Genomic DNA, 16369 nt, shown 5'->3' with positions numbered 1-16369 from the left:
GTCGCCAGACCCTTATCGTTCGAGATGCCGGCTGCGCCCCCTCCTCAGGATGAGGGGATAAAGCCGATGCGACAAAGCAGAACTAAGACCCGCGGATCCCGCTTCTCACAGTGATCCCCACAGGGATGCGCGACCGCAAGGCGGGGAAACCCGGCTCGGTTTTTTGTGAACGACGTGTCCTGCGCTTATTGCCTGCATGGCAGTAACACAGTCAGGTTTGCCGGCGTATAGCGAGTATCGATCCAGTAGCAATGGAACGGCCAGAGAAACGATCATGTCCAGTCTTTCAGCCAGCGACGCCCACACCGCATTTGCCGCCGCCAAGATCATTCAGCCCGTATGGGTGAGAATCCTGCACTGGATTAACGCCGTGGCAATGATCTTGATGATTATGTCGGGCTGGCAGATCTATAACGCCTCGCCGTTGTTCGCCTTCAAGTTTTCGCATTCGATCACGCTGGGCGGCTGGCTCGGCGGTGCGCTACTCTGGCATTTCGCGGCGATGTGGCTGTTGATGGTCAACGGTCTCATCTATCTGGCGCTGGGTTTTGCCACCGGCCGCTTCGCCACCAAGCTGCTGCCGCTCACGCCGTCGGGCGTGATCGCTGACACCAAGGCCGCGCTGACCGGCCGGCTGTCGCATGACGACCTCACCCGATACAATTATGTTCAGAAGATGCTTTACGCCGGGATCATCCTGATCGGTGTGGTCATCGTGCTGTCTGGCCTGTCGATCTGGAAGCCCGTGCAACTGCAGTGGCTGACGACGCTGTTCGGCGGCTACGATGTCGCGCGATACGTTCACTTCATCTGCATGTCGGCGATCGTCGCGTTTTTGGCGGTCCACGTCGCGCTGGCGCTACTGGTGCCGAAAAGCCTGCGCGCCATGATCATCGGCCGCTGAACCACGCTTGAGGAGGATTTAACATGGGTCGACTTCGCTCTCTTCTGATACCTGGCGTCGACAGGCGACTGCTGGTCAAGGATGCGATCAAGGCGATGCCGGATCCGGCGCGGCGGCGCTTTATCGCCGGCGGCGCCAGCCTCGGCGCGCTGACGCTCTTGACCGGCTGTGATGTGACCGACAGCTTTTCCGCCGATCAACTGCTGGCAAAAATATCGAAGTTCAACGATGCGGTGCAGGCGCTCATCTTCAATCCCTACGCGTTGGCGCCGACCTTCCCGGAAAGCGCGATCACCAAGCCGTTTCCGTTCAACGCCTATTACGATCTCGACGAGGCGCCCACGATCGACGGCAAGGACTGGAACCTCGAGGTGCGCGGCCTGGTCGACAACAAGAAATCATGGACCCTGGACGAGCTCTACAAGCTGCCGCAGGTCAAGCAGATCACCCGCCATGTCTGCGTCGAAGGTTGGAGCGCGATCGGAAGCTGGACCGGTACGCCATTGCGCGACTTCCTGAAGCTGATCGGCGCCGACACGCGCGCCAAATATGTATGGTTCCAGTGCGCCGACAAGGACGGTTACAACTCGCCGCTCGACATGGAGACGGCGCTGCATCCGCAGACCCAGATGACATTCAAATTCGCTGACGAGATCCTGCCGCGCGCCTATGGCTATCCAATGAAGATCAGGGTGCCCACCAAGCTCGGCCACAAGAATCCGAAATATGTGATCTCAATGGAGGTCACCAACGACTACAAGGGCGGCTACTGGGAGGACCAAGGCTATAATTCATTCAGCGGAAGCTGACGCTCTTGTTTGTAGCGTACGCAAAGGGCGCTCATCTCTTTCAGCTCTGAAACGGCGCGTATGGCACGGCGCGAGGGCGCGTCCGTATTTACTCTAGCTGTCTTCCTGGCCGTCCCCTGAAAAGCCGCTGCTACGTAAGGGGGGCGTTGACAAGCGCATCGCTGGTTGCGACCGACCACGGTCGGCTCGAGCGGACACCAAAGCCGTTCAGCCCTCTCAATGCGGAGTTTGCGCGCGCGGTGAAAATTGGTATTGGAAGGAACCGGCTCGCATTAAGGTCGATAGTCCTCGCTTTTCGCGGCAGTTTTCCAGCATCCAAACGGATAACACAAGCCATTTTGGGCGTGAGTCCATATAGCGTCGAGCCCAAAATGGTCTTGCGGTATCACGTCCGCGATACCGAAAGGAATCCGGATTGGACCGGATCCTCTCGGCTTCGGCCACAAATGGTTCAGCCGGCTTTGAATTTTCCCTTAGCAGCGACGCAATCGGCCTTTGTTAGTTCAGAGAAGCCTTGGCCCTTGCACGAGTTCTGGCCCTTGCATGCATGGTTGCCGCCTTTACACGCGCTCTGGCCTTTGCAGGCGTTAGCGCCAACGCAATGACCTTCGCCGGCCGCATACGCCGGTGACGTCATGTTGGCACCAGCAAGAAAAAGAGCTGCAGCGGCTGCCGCAATCGCAGCTCCTGATTTCGAGTTAAGCTTCATAGCAGTTCCTTTCGAGGTTGATATCGTCTTAGATCGCTTTCACCGCAGCTCAAAATGCTTCCCAGGCTGGCGTCGATCGGGCTTTTCAGCAAATTCCCCAAGGGTTCGTCAGACTTAGTTTCATTCGCTGCCATAACAAGTTCGACAATCCGATGGGTTTGTTACCTGATATTGATGATTTTTTTCTTTTTTGTTTGCTCGCGCTAGGTTTTTAATCGAGACGATGCGTCAGCCCGTAGGCGAGGTTGCTATCGGCCAGTGCATGAAGCGCCATCGCCGACAGGAGTTCATTCGGTTCCTGAACGTCATCGAGGCAAGAGCACCCAAGAAAGAGACGATCCACATCATCGTCGACAACTATGCCGCCCACAAGCATCGCGACGTCATGTTGTGGCTCGAAAAACATCGACGGTTTGTCTTCCACTTCACTCGGACACCGGCTTCCTAGCTCAACGCCATTGAAGGCTTCCTTGCCAGCTCAAAAAGAAGCGTCTCAAGTGCGGTGTTTTCCGATCCTTGCGGGAGCATCAAAGACACCATCCACTGCTTCCTCGACGACACCAATGCAAACCCAAAACCGTTTACCTGGACCAAGGACCCAAACAAAATCATCGCCGCTGTCAAACGGGGGCACCAAGTGTTAGATTCGATCCACTAGATGGATTTTTCTTTTGTACTGCCAACCGTCAATTCTCCTGGCCCGACATTTCCACCACCTTGCTCCAACGCCCGGTTTCGGCGGCGAGCATCGCGCCGAATTCGCCGAGATTGCCGGTGATGGGAATGCTGCCGAGTTGGCGCACGATTATTTGAGCCGGTCGGCGATCTTGGCAACGGCCGCTTCGGCGCAGACTTCGTCCTTGTCGCCTCCCGGAGCTCCGCCGACCCCGATAGCGCCGACGACGTCGTCGCCTGATTTGATCAACACACCCCCTGGCACCAGAAAGACGCCCGGGAGATGTTGCAGCGGGCCAAAGGCCGGGCCATTGCTGACCCTCGCGACGATCGCGCTGGTGGTGGGCTCACTGAAATTGGGACCCAGCGAAACCGCGGCGTAAGACTTGCCGCGACTGCTGTCGAGCGTATGCGGCGGGGCCAAATCACCCTTGGCGATGGCTTTGACGAGGCCGGACGCGTCCATCACGGTCGCGGCGACGTGATATCCGGATTTTTCGCATACGGCTACGGCTTCCATCGCTGCTTCCATGGCGACCGACAGCGGAAGCTGTTTGCGTGTCGGCAGAGAATCTGCCGACGCCGATATGCTGAACAACGCGCTGGTACACAACAGGGAAACTGTCATCAGAGGGCGGAACATCAAGTCATCCTTTCAGGTGGAACGCGTTTACGTTTTTCATCGCGGTGCCGGTTCGGATCGCGTGCGGGCGGAATGTCAGACCTACTGAGTGCCGCGGTCGGTCACAGCGGTTAAAAAGCCGTCGAGCGCTTCCGCTGCCTCGTCCGGCGTCGAAAGGCCGTGACGCGGAAACACATACGTAGCGCCATACGCGCTTGAATTGTAAGTTAGCCACACGACGCCCTGATCGTCCTGCCAGACCAGCGCCTTCATCGGAAGATCAATCGCCAGCGTCGCGCTTTTGATCATCGCAGGCGTGCCACCTTTGGGGTTGCCGAAGATGATTAGGGTTCGGGGTCGCATCTCCAGCCCGGCTTCCTTGGCGGCGGTAGCGTGATCGATCTTGGTGAAGACGACCCAGCCGCCGGCGGCCTTCGCCTTGACTGCGGCTTCGAATTTCTCGACGGTTTCCTTGACCGTGTATTTGCTCTGTTTAGTGATTAGGCCGTTTCCAGCGGAGGCGTTGGTGTTCAACATGGCGAGCGCCATCACTGTTGCGATTGAAAATGTTTTCACCTGATGATGCCTCCTGAGGTGCGTGTCCCAGCTTCTTATTGTTTCGATCCGGCGGTGACCTGGAATTCGGCCGCGCGATCCTAATCGATCAGCGTCAAGGTCAAAAGGCGATCGGACGGGGCACCTGAGAAATCCGGACCGTCAGGCGGACGGCTTGGTCGTTAGCCCGGAGTTCGACCTTGGGCGCCGCCGGAATTCCGTTGCCGATGCCCTCGATGAAAAGATCAGGTTGCACAAAAGGCCGGTCTTTGCTGAGCAGATCAACCACGAGAGCGGGTTCGGATGCTGGCCCCGCGACGCGGGTGCCGATGATGTCGATACCGGCGGCCGCCGCCGTGCGGGGTACCGTCTTGCGAGCGGCATTGATCGCGATCGCTTCTGGCGAAGTCCGACCGGCTCCGAGCGGCAACTGGAAGGCGAGATCGGCCTGATAGGGAACGCAAACCTCCGAGCAAGTGGCGTATGCGAGCGATATCCGGATGCGGGCAGGAGCGCCGGTTTTCTCCAGAGACAATTTGACCGGCAGAACGACATGCTTGACGTAAATGCTGTTCTGTAAATCCTCGATCACCAGACGATGCGGTGCCGGCCACGCAATATCGTGTCGCGTAATATATTCCGAACCCGACCAGTCGATCGCTGGTGCGACGCCCGCGTCTCCGGGCGTGCGCCAGTAGCCGTGCCTTCCTTTGGAAAACCGGAATTCTAACCCGGCATCGAGCGTCGAATCCGCAGCGACACTGTCGGTCGCGGTAATCAAGCGAACCGCCGCATGACTATCACCCACCCAATCGGTGACGGCGGCGCCGGCGGCGCCGCTTGTTGCCGTCACGAGACCGCAGGTGAGCATGATGATCGAGCAGCAGCGGTTTAATGCCATGAGGTATCCACCACGTTTATTGAGCGAAGCAACCTTTGGTGATCGGGCCGCATCTCGCTTTTGAGCCCGATTTCTCGTGGCCGCCTTTTGGCGGGGCTGCGGAATGCTGCCGATCGATTGAAAAACTATCGAGAGGCGATCAGGTCGATCCAGCGGCCAGCCGTGATGCGCCAATGATCTCGCCATCCGGCGTCTCCAGCAAGACGGCGACGTCCTCTCCTTCCGGAAACTGCTCGTTGATGCGAAGCGGTGTACCCGACCATTGACCTACGGCTCGGATCGACCTGACGATGTTGGCTTGGGCCAGCGTCCTGCCGCCATTTTCGCCGCGCCCGATCGCGGTCGTGTGATCGTGATCGAATCCGATCAACAGAACCTGTCCGCCCCCGCTGCCAGGTCCGATCTCGATGGACACGCGCTCACCGGTCCTTTTTACGCTGATCGCCGCGGCCGTGCGGTTGTCGTGCTTTGCCTTTTCGATGGCAGATCCGACATCGCCGCGCCGCGAACCAACCATGCCGGCGGCACCATCGACTACGATTTCCGGGGTGTAGGATCCATCGCCAAAGCGTTGGCCATACCGGCCTTGGCGCTGCGTAGCGGCTTGCAGCGAAAACGGATCCTTCCAACCCAGATTGTCCCAGTAGGTGACGTGGAAGGCGAGCGGCAGGACATCGCGCCGGCCCTTCGACAATTCATTGATGAGGGCGTCCGCCGGCGGGCACGACGAGCATCCCTGCGACGTGAACAGTTCGACTACAACCGGGCGTTCCGCGGCTACCGCGGGGGACAGAAATGCAACGAATCCGAGGGATACGAGCAGGCGTGACAACATGGCGATCCTCCGATGGGTTCGCTTCATATTCGGCACTGCGGGCTGTGTTGTTACGTGGGGACGACGACAAGGTGTTCATCCCGAAAGCAGAGGACGTTCGCGCGGGGCAGCCGAATCGGCGCTTTTGCGGCCGACGACCATCGACGCTAGGTCGAGAATGCAGTCCCAGCCGAGGTCTTCACGAAATTTTGAAGTCGGAGTCGTCGCGCTCGCTGATCCATCGGCAGGATCGGGTGTGCCAGCGCATCTCCTGTATCGGTGTCACGAGGCGAGCTTCTTCGTCGGATCGCGCGGGGCCCGTCTGCGCTTGCAATCTTTCGGTTCGAATTATAACGTTCGATCTAAATCTACCGAAGCGGACGACCGCCGGTTGGGGGCGTGATCGTCGGCCGCAACCTGCGCAAGGACGCAAGCAGTTTTGCCGCGACATAAAAGATGCTGTCGGATGACCGATCTTCAGCTTGTCCGCCTGATCACTGTAGGTCAGGAATCTGGGGAGATGTCGGCATGATCCGTTTCTATTTCCATCATGCGCCCAACCTCATGAAGGTAGCGCTTCTGCTCGAAGAGACCGCGATTCCGTACGAAGTGATCCCCGTCGATACGCTCAAGGGCGAGCAGCACGCGCCGGAATTCAGGGCGATCAACCCGAACGGTAAGACGCCCGCCATGCTCGGCGATGGCCGGCTTGGAGAATTTCCCAATGTCGCACGTTGGTTTGCAGGCGTCGACAGCCGCCCGGCCGTGACGCGCGCCCGCGCGATCGGCAAGAACCTCATCTTCAAGCGCGACATGGATGACGAAGCGCGCCGCAATCTGTTTCCCCAGAACTATGTCGCCGCCTGATCGTGGCGTGTCCAACAGGAGAGACCTGACATGAGCAGTACACTATCCGAGCAGCTTGAGGAATTCCGCGCCGGCTGGATGCAGCGCGTCCCGGCCGAGCGTCGAGCGATCATGGAGCGCCATATAGCGCATTTGGCGGATGTCGGCCTCGGCAAACTCGCCAGACAGGTCGGCGAGCGGGCGCCAGCAATCGTGCTTCCCGATGTCCATGGCAAAACGTTTGATGTTGCAACCCTGCTGGCGAAAGGGCCCGTTGTGGTGACCTTCTACCGCGGCGGCTGGTGTCCTTATTGCAATCTCGAACTCAAGGCCTATCAGAACATCCTGCCGCAGATCCTGGCCGCAGGCGCAAGCATGGTCGCGATCAGCCCCGAGAAACCCGACGATACCGTCACTACCGCGGAGAAGAATGCGCTGACCTTTACGGTGCTGAGCGATGTCGGCCAGAAAGTCGGAAAGGCTTTTGGTCTGGTCTATACCTTCACCGAGGAATTGAAATCAGCCTATGGCGGGTTCGGTCTTGATATTCCGGCCAAGAACGGTACGCCGTATGATTGGTCGCTGCCGCTTTCGGCAACCTATGTCATCGGCGCTGACGGCGTGATCCTGTTCGCCGACACGGGGGTCGACTATCGCCGCCGTACCGAGCCGATGAATGTGTTGAAGGTGTTGCAGCGGCCGGCGCAAGCGGCGGAGTAGGAGCGCGAGACCGCCGCTGTTCGGGAAGCAGCGCTGTAGACATGAAGAAGGCGCGTCACATCGCCGTAAATCCTGAATACGGTGGGTGCTGATCGCACCATCGCGAGTTGGGCCCGCCGTCTCCCGCGGAAGGAAAACGATGATCATCCTGCGAACCCCGGACGAGAATTTCGTCGGCCTTCCCGGCTACGCGTTTCTTCCGAATTATCTTCAGGGCCCTGCTGGCCTGCGCATGCATTATCTCGACGAGAGCGCACCCGATGCTCCGGTGGCTCTGTGTCTGCACGGCCAGCCCACATGGTCGTATCTCTATCGCAAGATGGTGCCGGCGCTGGTCGCGGCCGGCTATCGCGTGGTCGCGCCTGATTTTTTCGGCTTCGGTCGCTCCGACAAACCGACGGATGACGCGGCTTACACATTCGATTTCCACCGCAACTCCATCATCTCTTTAATCGAAACGCTCGATCTGAAACGCATAACGCTCGTCTGCCAGGACTGGGGCGGGCTCATCGGTTTGACCATTCCAATGGACATGCGAGGGCGGTTTGAGCGGCTCCTCGTCATGAACACTTCTCTTGGAACAGGCGATGCGCCTCTTGGTGATGGCTTTCTTGCTTGGCGTGCGTTCTCGAACAGCAAGCCCGATATGGATATTGCTGCCCTGATGAAGCGGGCGGTGCCATCGCTTGGCGATGCGGAGGCCGCGGCCTATGGGGCCCCGTATCCGGATATGCGGTACAAGGCGGGTGTACGACGTTTTCCAAATCTCGTGCCGGACCGGCCGGACGCGGACGGCGCAGCCCTTTCGCGCCGGGCCCGCGACTTCTGGTCGAAGGAGTGGGCCGGCAAGAGCTTCATGGCGGTCGGCATGAAGGATCCTGTTCTCGGCCCGCCGGTCATGGAGGCCTTGCGGACGACCATTCGGAACTGTCCACTGCCCTTCGAATTGGCTGGCGCGGGTCATTTCACGCAGGAGGCGGGCGCGGTGATTGTTGAAGCGGCAATGAAAAGTTTTGCAAGCTAGGTCGCCGGATCGAAGATCTTTGACGCGGCTGAAACGTCGGCAACGGCTCGCGCCCGGGGCTGCGTTGTATTCTCGCCCCTGCTATTTATAATAATCAGGAATGTATCGTCCATCGTGCGGACCAGAGCGAGGCTTGAGTGGCAAGGCCAAGAGAATTCGATGAGACGGTTGTTCTCGACGCTGCGGTCCATTGTTTCTGGTCGCAGGGGTACGAGGCGACGTCGGTCCGCGATCTTGCGCAGAGCATGGGTATCACAGGCGCAAGTCTCTACAATGCGTTCGGCGACAAGCGTTCGCTCTACAAGCGGTCGCTGGATCACTATGTCAGCAACAATTTCGGCGATCGCGTTCAGCGCTTCGAGAGTAAGCTTCCGCCATTCGAAGCTCTCGAAGCCTTTTTCTCTGAAATCATTGAGCGCTCGATCACCGACAAGAAGCGGAAGGGTTGCATGTTAGTAAATTCGGCCGTTGAGCTTGCTCCGCATGATAAAGAGTTCTGTCGGGTGGTGGACGGCGTGCTTGGCGAGGTTGAGGCGTTCTTCCGTCGTTGCATGGAAGCGGGACAGACGTCGGGGATGATTACAACCGCTCAGTCGCACGAAGATCTCGCGCGGCTGCTTCTCAGTGTTGTGCTGGGTATCCGCGTGCTGGCGCGCTCGCGCCCCAAGCGTGAATTGCTCGAAGGGGCCGTACGTTCTGTCTTTGCGCTTTTGGCTGCGAATGAATGAGGTTTTATTCGGCGTGGGGTCTCGACGCCGATCGGCATCCCAACGCATTGATATTGTCGAAGGCGACGGGGTCACGTCGCGGAGCCGATTCACACCTCCCGTTCAGAGACGGCCGGGCTCCTCATGAGCCTAACGGACCGCAGTAGGGCGGCGGGATCCCACCTCAGCCGCCGAGATAGGCTTCTCGGATCAATGCGTCATCCAACAAGTCAGAAGGCAGTCCCGCCTGAGCAATATGGCCCGACACTATTACAAATGCCCGATTTGACACTTCAAGCGCGGCGCGGGCGTTCTGCTCGACGAGAGGAATCGTCAAACCTTTTCATTCAGCGATTGGATCGTGTCGAATACGAAATTCACCAGCAGTGGCGATAACCCAAGCGACGGTTCATCGCGAATGAGGAGCGTCGGATCGGTCATGAGCGCTCGTCCTATTGCGAGCATCTGTTGCTGACCGCTGGATAGGGCAGCAGCGAGAGACCTCTGGCGCTCGGCCAGCACCGGAAACATTGTGTAGACTGCCTCGAGCCTGTCGCGCAGATCACCGGGGCGGCAGTAAGCTTCCTTACGAAGAGTTTCTTCCGATAAGGAGCCGAACACCTGTTGGCCCTCAGGAGACCGAGCGATGCAGCGTGCGATGCACGCGTGGGGCGATAGTCGTTCGATCGTTTCTCCATTGAAGGTAATCCTGCCTCCCGTGATTGGTTGCACGCCGGAGATAGCTCTTAGCAGAGTTGTCTTTCCAGCGCCGTTGCATCGCCGGAGCGCGCCGATAGGCGGTTTCGTGGCAACGGCGACCGTCGAGGTTCGCGGATGCCGCGATTCAGAAATGGGTAAAATGCGGTCTTGCCGGTGCCGAAGTGCCCTTCTCGGTTTCCTAGGAACAGCGGGCGTCAGAGGGCCGCCCTCGTAGATGACGTGCGAATAGTTAGGCACTATTCGACTAGATGAGATTGCCTTCGTTTTTCACGCTGAACGAAAATCATTGCGCGGTCGGCCGTCTTGACGTTGGCGCTTCCATACAGCGTAATCTTGACAGAGAATTTCCCCGGTCTGTTATCTCGTAGTATTTGAATGCCAGCGATCGACTCACAGCCGGGCCATTGCCTGACGGCCTCAAGGCACTCTTTACGGAGAGTCCCGTAGTCTAATCCGTCGTCCGTGAAGAACCCTGATTTCAGACTGGATTGGTCGACGGCGCGGCGAAGAGAGCGGCCAGGATTTGGCGCAACAAAATCCTGAGCCAGCGGATCAGGCGGCGGAAGTTGTAGCCGACGGCGGCGAGGACGGCGTTGTTGGCGTCGCCGCGCCGGAACCAGAGATAGTTGCGGCCCATGCGGTGCTCGGCTTTGAGATGGCCGATGACGGGCTCGACGGCGGACCTGCGGCGGAGTTCGCGCTTGATCTGCGGCGTCACCCCTCGCTTTTGCCCCGAGATGAAGACCCTGAACTTGTAATCGGGCGGCGCATTGTGGCCGCGGTAGCCCTTGTCGGCGAGGATGCGCGCGATGGTGTTGCCGACGAGCGCTTCCATGTCCGGGATCACGGTTTCCAAGGTGTGGCCATCATATGGATTGCCGGGCAGCGCCTTCACATGGGTGACGAACTGGCCGCCCTTGCAGTGCTTGAGGGTGGTGGCAACGCTGACCTTGACGCCGAACTCGTAAGGCCGATGGGCCTTGCCCTTGCCGATGCATTCGACTTCCGGCGCATGCAGGGAATAGACCTTCGGTCCGCGTTGACGTTGCTGCTGCTCGCGCACGCGCCGCGCCAGCAATAGCAGCTGTGCGAACGTCCCTTCGAGCCCGCTGTTGCCCTCGATCTTGCGGCCGATGTCGCGGATGACGCGGCCGAGATAGGTGCGCAGCTTCTTGAGCATCCGGTTGGCACGCTTGAACTGCTTGGCGTGGGCATAGCGCTGATGCTGGATCAGGGCGAACTTGCCCAGGCGCGCATAGGACTGGCGCAAATCTACCCCGTGGCGCTGCGCCAGCCGCACCAGTTTCTCGCGCGCCCGGTTCAGAAGCTTCGCGTCGGTGGGGAACGTCACGTTCTTGGGCTGCACGGTGGTATCGACGATCACCCGTGACAACTCGGACGGCTTGATCGCCTTGGTTCTGGTGGCCACCGACAGGCTCTCCTGCAGCAATGCCTGCAGCCGCTCCTCGCCCATCCGGTTGCGCCAGCGCGTCAGCGACGAGCGATCGAACACCAGCCGGTGCTGGAAGAACTCCTCGCCGCAGAAGAACTGGTAATAGGGGTTCTCGACCCAGCGCTCGCACAGCACCTCGTCGGACAGGTCGTAGGTGTGCTTGAGGATCGCCAGCCCCGCCATCAATCGCGTCGGCAGTGGCGGGCGGCCGGGATCATCCGTGTAGACCGCCCCGAACTCCCGTTCCAGGAACTCCCAATCCACCGTGCGCCCCAGCGCCACCAGCGGATGCTTCAGGTCGATGATCTGGTCGAGCCGAGAGCGGAACAGATCCTGCTCTCCTGTCTCCCGCCGTTCCGGTGGTCGCATCTGGTCCCCCGCCAAAACATCCAAAGGCGAGTGAATCACAAATCAAATTTGCAAGGAATCCCCTTCCGCACACCCGATTCCCGGCAAACTCGGTTGCCCCAGCCTGCCGTTTCCAGATTCTAAATCAACGACTTGGGAATTCTTCACGGACGACTAATCCGACTGTATTGAACCTAGTCATGAGCGCGGACGCGAGCGGAGGACTAAGGCGTCCGCGCCGTCAGCGGCCACGCAGTAGCCGAACCATCGACAAGACCGGGACATTCCCACCGCCGTGTGTCCTTTCCCAAGGCCTATTTTCCGGCGGCATATCCCTCATAATTAGGTATCTCCTAAAAGAACCCCGGGGGCTCGGTCGCGGTGATCCAGATTTTCGTCGAACAAATGGCCAAGCTAATTCTGACAATTGTTAGCACCAAGCAGCGGTTTAATCGGGCTGTAACCCTTCACGCGTAATATGACATGATGACAATCAATTATCCTACCCCGGTCACCGTAAACGGCTTCGCGTGCAGAAACTGCACGGATGTGGACTATGCCAAGAAGCATATTGATCCTGCGCATCCAGAATCCGGACCATACGGGAAGGATGCAAAGGACGACCCCACGGTTAAGAATCCTCCGTCGTCAGGCGTCGTTTTCGGAGGCAGTCTTGCCAGTCTCAATGCCAATCCGACCACGACGGTAACTGATGGCCTGGAAAAACCGTCAAACTTACAAGGCGTCGCCGGCGCGGTACCCGTCATCGCAATTGGTTCTCGATTGGATGTTTCTGCCTGAGCCTGGCCGTCGGCTTTTGTAAAGGTTTTTGGGTGACCGCCACATGATGGTGGCGCGCCGCACACGGGGCCGACGTCGCATCAGTTAAAAGGGAGTTTTCGCTCCTGCGGTTTGATCGCGCGATCTTTGCGGCGGGCCAGAAGACCTCGCTATGGTTAGGGCTCGGCGCGGGAGTGCTCCGGACAATCGAGAAAATCGAATGCCGCATCATGCCTGCCATCGTCGATACCGACGGGCCGGGCGGCAAGCAAGTCCGCGTCTTCGACTCCACGGCGGTCCTGATCTATCTCGCCGAAAAGACCGGAAAATTCCTTGGCACTCCGGAAGATCGACCGGAACTGCTGTCGTGGCTCTTGTTCATCGCCTCTGGTCTTGGACCGTTCTCGGGCCAGGCCGTCCACTTCCAATTCGCCGCGCCGGAAGGTCTCGACTATGCTGTAAACCGCTATCGGCGCGAGGCCGAGCGCCATTATTAAGTCCTCAACGACCATCTTGAAAATCGCGTCGGGCTTTGACGCCGCCGCCACTATCGGGGACATGGGCGATCATGAGGTCGGCGATTAGTCCGCGCCGAACAGCAAATAGCCCGCAAGATAGCTGTAAAGGCTAACTAGCTGGAACTGCAATACGGTATCAAATGAGCCTGCACTCCACGTATTCGCGGTCATCGACCAAGACTACCACGTGGTCGCCAGCCTTTACCGGGTTGAGCCCAAGCGGCGTTCCCGTCAATACGAGGTCTCCAGGTTTAAGTGAGGCGCCGAAGCGGTCGAGGTCGTCACGGAGCCACTCGATCGCCTCGGCAGCCCCACCTCTCATCGCCCACAATGCTCCAGCATCGATAGTTACGCCGTTGACGACAACGGACAAAGTGCGAGCAGCGATCCAATCATCGAGCGTCATGGTTGCATGGCGGCTTGAAATCACTGCACCAGCGTGAATGCCATTATTGTTCCGTCAGCGTCTTCCGCGGCCCGCGAAAGACGAAATGATGCAATTCAATGACCGGGAAAGCCGCCTCGATCACCCCGTTAGTGTCGATGCGAACAGCCATCTCGCCTTCAATTGTGAGATTGGCGTACGCACTGTATTGCAGGGTTTCTCCGGAATTCCTGATTTCACTGCGGAACAGACGCGCGTGGATCGGACCGTTCATGCCGAATTGCTCGACCACGCCCGGTCCGACGCAGCCGACCTTGTATCCCGCGACCGCGTCGCCGGCCGCGCAACGCAAGCGCGCTACCTCCGCTTGGACGGCGTAGGCCTCGTCCAGCGTCAGCGTATCGGGCGTTTCGGCAAAATAGGTTCCGGGTGTGCGCCTTTGGTAATCGTGCCACTGTCGCGCTGCCAAACACTCGACGGAACGGGATCGTGCCTTCGCCATCACCTTATCCCGTGATGTTTTCCGACCGGCGACAGGATATCTACCAGCGCGGAGAGCCCGCTGACACGATAATCCGGCTCAAGACCAAACTCATCCATCTGCATCCGGATTGCCCTGAACATGGTCAGCGGTGCGATGAGATCGCTTTTCTGGCAGGCCTCGGCCATGGCCTCGGGCGTCACCCGCTCGATCCACGCTACTTTCAGGCCGAACGCCTTGGCGCCGCAAGCATCGAACGGATTTGAGGACACGAACAGCACGTCGGCAGGCGCGACCCCGAGATTCGTTTCGATTAGCGTGTAGGCATCAGGGGCCGGCTTGAAGATCTGTTTGGAATCGACGCTGATCGTGGCATCCAGGATCCGGTCCAGCCCCGTATTGCCAACAAGAGAATTGAGCATATCGGTGCTGCCGTTCGACAGTATCGCGAGCTTGCGACCCTTCATCGCCGCGAGCGTTGCCTTCGCGTCGGGATAAAGATCGAGATGGGCGTACTTGCCCATGATACGCTCGAACACGCCAGGATCGTTCTTCAGCCCGAGGCATCGCAGCGTGTAGGCTAACGACTCGCGCGTGATGATCGAGAAGTCCTCATAGCGCTGCATCAGCGATCGCAGCCAGGTGTATTCCAGCTGCTTCAGACGCCAGATCTGGGTGATGATCTCGCCATATCCGGGGAAGGCTTCATCAGTGATCGCGGCTACCGATTGGATATCGTAGAGGGTGCCATAGGCATCGAAAACAACAGCTTTGATCGTCACAGGGCGGACCCTTTATCTCACGGGTTGTGGAGTAAAACCGATCGGCCGCGGTGAACCGCGGCTGACTTCTTTCAGCAAGCGCAGCTGCCCATCTACCCCGGCGCGACACCGGTGTGAACCTGAAGCAGGAATGCGTCGAAGCGTTTTTCGTTTTCTGCGTCGCGCCCCGAGATCAGCGTGCCCAACACGGCGCCGAGGAACCCCAGAGGCAACGAGACGATCGTCGGATTGACCAGAGGCCAGAGCGCGTCGGCGCCGCGCATCGCCGGTCCGATCATCGCCAGCACGACTGAAGAGATGAGGCCGACCGTCATGCCGCCGACTACGCCACTGGTATTGAATCTCCGCCAGAACAGCGACAGGATCAACACCGGGAAGTTGGCGCTGGCGGCTACGCAGATTGCAAGAATCACCAGCACCGCGACATTGACGCCCTGCGCGAGAATTCCGAGTGCAATTGCAAGCACGCCGATGACGACGGCAGCGATCCGCGCGATCCGGACTTCCTGTTTGCCGTCGACCTGTCCGCGCTTGATCCAGTTGACGTAGAAGTCGTGCGCAATGGCGCCTGAGGTCGACAGCGTCAGCGCCGAGACCACGGCGAGGATCGTGGCGACCGCCACCGCGGCGACGAAGCCAAGCATCAAATCTCCGCCGAAGCTGCCCTTTCCACCGCCGAGATATTGCGCGAGGAGCGGTAGCGTCAGGTTGCCGCCCTTGTCGGCGGCTCGGATCGCGTCCTGACCGACGTAATTCGCAGCGGCCAATCCGAACAGCGTGGTGCCCGCGAAGAATGCGCCGGCGAGAAACATCACCCATACCACGGAACGACGGGCCGTCTTGGCGTCGGGCACCGTGTAGAATCGCGTCATCACATGCGGCAATCCCGCCAGCCCGAACGTATAGCCAAGTCCGAGCGATATCTGGTCGAACGGATTCTTCAGATAGTTTCCGGGCAGCAGATAATTGGCGGTGTATTTCTGTTCGGCATCGGTGAACAGCGTTAGCGGATTGAAGTGCACCAGCGACAGGATCATCACCAGGATGATCGCTCCCGCGCTCAGCATCAGCACCGCCTTGACGATCTGCACCCAGGTCGTCGCCAGCATGCCGCCGAAAGCAACGTAGACGATCATGCTGATGCCGACCAAAATCACCGCCCAGTCGTAGGAAATGCCGGTCAGCAGTCGCACCAGTACGCCGGCACCTGCCATCTGCGGCATCAGATAGGCGAAGTTGACAACCACGGTTCCTGCAATGGCCGCAAGCAGCGAGGTTCGTGTCTGCATCCGGCTGCGGATGACATCGCCCAGAGTATATTTTCCGGTATTGCGCATTGGCTCCGCGATCAGAAACAACACCGTGCAAAAGGCAACCAGCGGGCCAAGCGCATAGAAAGCACCATCCATGCCGTAAAGCGCAGTGAGCCCGGTGAAGCCCAGGAAGGCGGCTGCACTACACCAGTCGCCGGCCAGCGCAAATCCGTTTTGCGACGCGGTGAGCTGGCTGTCGGCGGCGTAGAAATCGCTCGTGGTATGCGTGCGGCTGGCGGCCCAACAGGTGATGCAGAGGGTGATCAGCAGGATGACGATGAATATGCCGAGCGTGAGGTTCAT

General features: G+C 59.1%; 17 protein-coding genes and 2 pseudogenes. 9 read left to right on the top strand and 10 right to left on the bottom strand.

Annotated features, from left to right (window positions below):
- The first annotated feature begins 274 nt into the window (after positions 1 to 274).
- The 3 genes and pseudogenes from NL528_RS43505 to NL528_RS43495 form a co-directional block, all read left to right on the top strand.
- Complete coding sequence (locus NL528_RS43505) at positions 275 to 904, top strand: cytochrome b/b6 domain-containing protein (protein WP_309180479.1); 630 nt, start codon at positions 275 to 277, stop codon at positions 902 to 904.
- Between the two features lie 23 nt (positions 905 to 927).
- Positions 928 to 1713, top strand: coding sequence for a molybdopterin-binding protein (locus NL528_RS43500; RefSeq protein WP_309180478.1), 786 nt, complete (start codon positions 928 to 930; stop codon positions 1711 to 1713).
- Between the two features lie 959 nt (positions 1714 to 2672).
- Positions 2673 to 3080: pseudogene (locus NL528_RS43495) on the top strand (transposase); the annotation flags it as partial.
- A gap of 147 nt (positions 3081 to 3227) precedes the next feature.
- Here the strand turns inward: NL528_RS43495 and NL528_RS43490 are convergent.
- The 4 genes from NL528_RS43490 to NL528_RS43475 form a co-directional block, all read right to left on the bottom strand.
- Positions 3228 to 3740, bottom strand: a complete 513-nt coding sequence (locus tag NL528_RS43490) for a heme-binding protein (protein WP_309180477.1) — start codon at positions 3738 to 3740, stop codon at positions 3228 to 3230.
- Positions 3741 to 3821: 81 nt separating this feature from the next.
- Positions 3822 to 4268 (bottom strand): DUF302 domain-containing protein, encoded by a 447-nt coding sequence (locus tag NL528_RS43485; RefSeq protein WP_309180476.1) that lies wholly within the window; start codon positions 4266 to 4268, stop codon positions 3822 to 3824.
- A gap of 127 nt (positions 4269 to 4395) precedes the next feature.
- The gene (locus NL528_RS43480) at positions 4396 to 5349 is read right to left on the bottom strand and encodes a protein-disulfide reductase DsbD domain-containing protein (RefSeq protein ID WP_309180475.1); all 954 of its coding nucleotides are present in this window, start codon (positions 5347 to 5349) and stop codon (positions 4396 to 4398) included.
- Complete coding sequence (locus NL528_RS43475; RefSeq protein ID WP_309180474.1) at positions 5315 to 6010, bottom strand: DUF1223 domain-containing protein; 696 nt, start codon at positions 6008 to 6010, stop codon at positions 5315 to 5317. Before NL528_RS43475 ends, NL528_RS43480 begins: the two co-directional genes overlap by 35 nt.
- Before the next feature lie 507 nt (positions 6011 to 6517).
- On the opposite strand from NL528_RS43475, the gene NL528_RS43470 reads away from it, so the two are divergent.
- From NL528_RS43470 to NL528_RS43455, 4 genes are all read left to right on the top strand, one after another.
- A complete protein-coding gene (locus NL528_RS43470) occupies positions 6518 to 6856 on the top strand; it encodes a glutathione S-transferase N-terminal domain-containing protein (RefSeq protein ID WP_309180473.1) in 339 nt (112 codons plus the stop codon).
- A 30-nt stretch (positions 6857 to 6886) separates the two neighbouring features.
- Positions 6887 to 7555: a peroxiredoxin-like family protein gene (locus NL528_RS43465; RefSeq protein ID WP_309180472.1), complete on the top strand. Its 669-nt coding sequence runs from the start codon at positions 6887 to 6889 to the stop codon at positions 7553 to 7555.
- Between the two features lie 139 nt (positions 7556 to 7694).
- Positions 7695 to 8579, top strand: a complete 885-nt coding sequence (locus NL528_RS43460; protein WP_309180471.1) for a haloalkane dehalogenase — start codon at positions 7695 to 7697, stop codon at positions 8577 to 8579.
- Positions 8580 to 8716: 137 nt separating this feature from the next.
- Positions 8717 to 9307, top strand: coding sequence for a TetR/AcrR family transcriptional regulator (locus tag NL528_RS43455; RefSeq protein WP_309180470.1), 591 nt, complete (start codon positions 8717 to 8719; stop codon positions 9305 to 9307).
- 312 nt (positions 9308 to 9619) lie between these two features.
- On the opposite strand, the gene NL528_RS43450 is transcribed toward NL528_RS43455, so the two are convergent.
- Positions 9620 to 10018, bottom strand: coding sequence for an ATP-binding cassette domain-containing protein (locus NL528_RS43450; RefSeq protein ID WP_309180469.1), 399 nt, complete (start codon positions 10016 to 10018; stop codon positions 9620 to 9622).
- A 466-nt stretch (positions 10019 to 10484) separates the two neighbouring features.
- Positions 10485 to 11828, bottom strand: coding sequence for an IS5 family transposase (locus NL528_RS43445; protein ID WP_309176729.1), 1344 nt, complete (start codon positions 11826 to 11828; stop codon positions 10485 to 10487).
- 462 nt (positions 11829 to 12290) lie between these two features.
- On the opposite strand from NL528_RS43445, the gene NL528_RS43440 reads away from it, so the two are divergent.
- Positions 12291 to 12608, top strand: coding sequence for a hypothetical protein (locus NL528_RS43440; RefSeq protein WP_309180468.1), 318 nt, complete (start codon positions 12291 to 12293; stop codon positions 12606 to 12608).
- A 209-nt stretch (positions 12609 to 12817) separates the two neighbouring features.
- Positions 12818 to 13081, top strand: a pseudogene (locus NL528_RS43435) (glutathione S-transferase family protein); the annotation flags it as partial.
- A 160-nt stretch (positions 13082 to 13241) separates the two neighbouring features.
- On the opposite strand, the gene NL528_RS43430 reads toward NL528_RS43435, so the two are convergent.
- From NL528_RS43430 to NL528_RS43415, 4 genes are all read right to left on the bottom strand, one after another.
- Positions 13242 to 13511 carry a fumarylacetoacetate hydrolase family protein gene (locus NL528_RS43430; protein ID WP_309180467.1) on the bottom strand — a complete coding sequence of 90 codons (270 nt, stop codon included), beginning with the start codon at positions 13509 to 13511 and terminating at the stop codon, positions 13242 to 13244.
- Between the two features lie 43 nt (positions 13512 to 13554).
- Positions 13555 to 13992: a hypothetical protein gene (locus tag NL528_RS43425; protein ID WP_309180466.1), complete on the bottom strand. Its 438-nt coding sequence runs from the start codon at positions 13990 to 13992 to the stop codon at positions 13555 to 13557.
- Positions 13992 to 14753, bottom strand: a complete 762-nt coding sequence (locus tag NL528_RS43420) for a haloacid dehalogenase type II (protein ID WP_309180465.1) — start codon at positions 14751 to 14753, stop codon at positions 13992 to 13994. The genes NL528_RS43425 and NL528_RS43420 overlap by 1 nt, the downstream gene beginning before the upstream one ends.
- A 92-nt stretch (positions 14754 to 14845) precedes the next feature.
- A complete protein-coding gene (locus NL528_RS43415) occupies positions 14846 to 16369 on the bottom strand; it encodes a cation acetate symporter (protein ID WP_309180464.1) in 1524 nt (507 codons plus the stop codon).

The organism is Bradyrhizobium sp. Ash2021 (assembly GCF_031202265.1).
In the GTDB taxonomy this organism is placed as follows: domain Bacteria; phylum Pseudomonadota; class Alphaproteobacteria; order Rhizobiales; family Xanthobacteraceae; genus Bradyrhizobium.
The sequence above is the reverse complement of the archived record's forward strand: the minus strand, read 5'-3'. Positions and strand labels throughout refer to the sequence as shown.

Coding starts and splice junctions, on each gene's coding strand:
- NL528_RS43505 (WP_309180479.1), top strand. CDS start 275: ATGTCCAGTCTTTCAGCCAGCGACGCCCACACCGCATTTGCCGCCGCC.
- NL528_RS43500 (WP_309180478.1), top strand. CDS start 928: ATGGGTCGACTTCGCTCTCTTCTGATACCTGGCGTCGACAGGCGACTG.
- NL528_RS43490 (WP_309180477.1), bottom strand. CDS start 3,740: ATGTTCCGCCCTCTGATGACAGTTTCCCTGTTGTGTACCAGCGCGTTG.
- NL528_RS43485 (WP_309180476.1), bottom strand. CDS start 4,268: ATGGCGCTCGCCATGTTGAACACCAACGCCTCCGCTGGAAACGGCCTA.
- NL528_RS43475 (WP_309180474.1), bottom strand. CDS start 6,010: ATGTTGTCACGCCTGCTCGTATCCCTCGGATTCGTTGCATTTCTGTCC.
- NL528_RS43470 (WP_309180473.1), top strand. CDS start 6,518: ATGATCCGTTTCTATTTCCATCATGCGCCCAACCTCATGAAGGTAGCG.
- NL528_RS43465 (WP_309180472.1), top strand. CDS start 6,887: ATGAGCAGTACACTATCCGAGCAGCTTGAGGAATTCCGCGCCGGCTGG.
- NL528_RS43460 (WP_309180471.1), top strand. CDS start 7,695: ATGATCATCCTGCGAACCCCGGACGAGAATTTCGTCGGCCTTCCCGGC.
- NL528_RS43445 (WP_309176729.1), bottom strand. CDS start 11,828: ATGCGACCACCGGAACGGCGGGAGACAGGAGAGCAGGATCTGTTCCGC.
- NL528_RS43440 (WP_309180468.1), top strand. CDS start 12,291: ATGATGACAATCAATTATCCTACCCCGGTCACCGTAAACGGCTTCGCG.
- NL528_RS43430 (WP_309180467.1), bottom strand. CDS start 13,511: ATGACGCTCGATGATTGGATCGCTGCTCGCACTTTGTCCGTTGTCGTC.
- NL528_RS43425 (WP_309180466.1), bottom strand. CDS start 13,992: ATGGCGAAGGCACGATCCCGTTCCGTCGAGTGTTTGGCAGCGCGACAG.
- NL528_RS43415 (WP_309180464.1), bottom strand. CDS start 16,369: ATGAACCTCACGCTCGGCATATTCATCGTCATCCTGCTGATCACCCTC.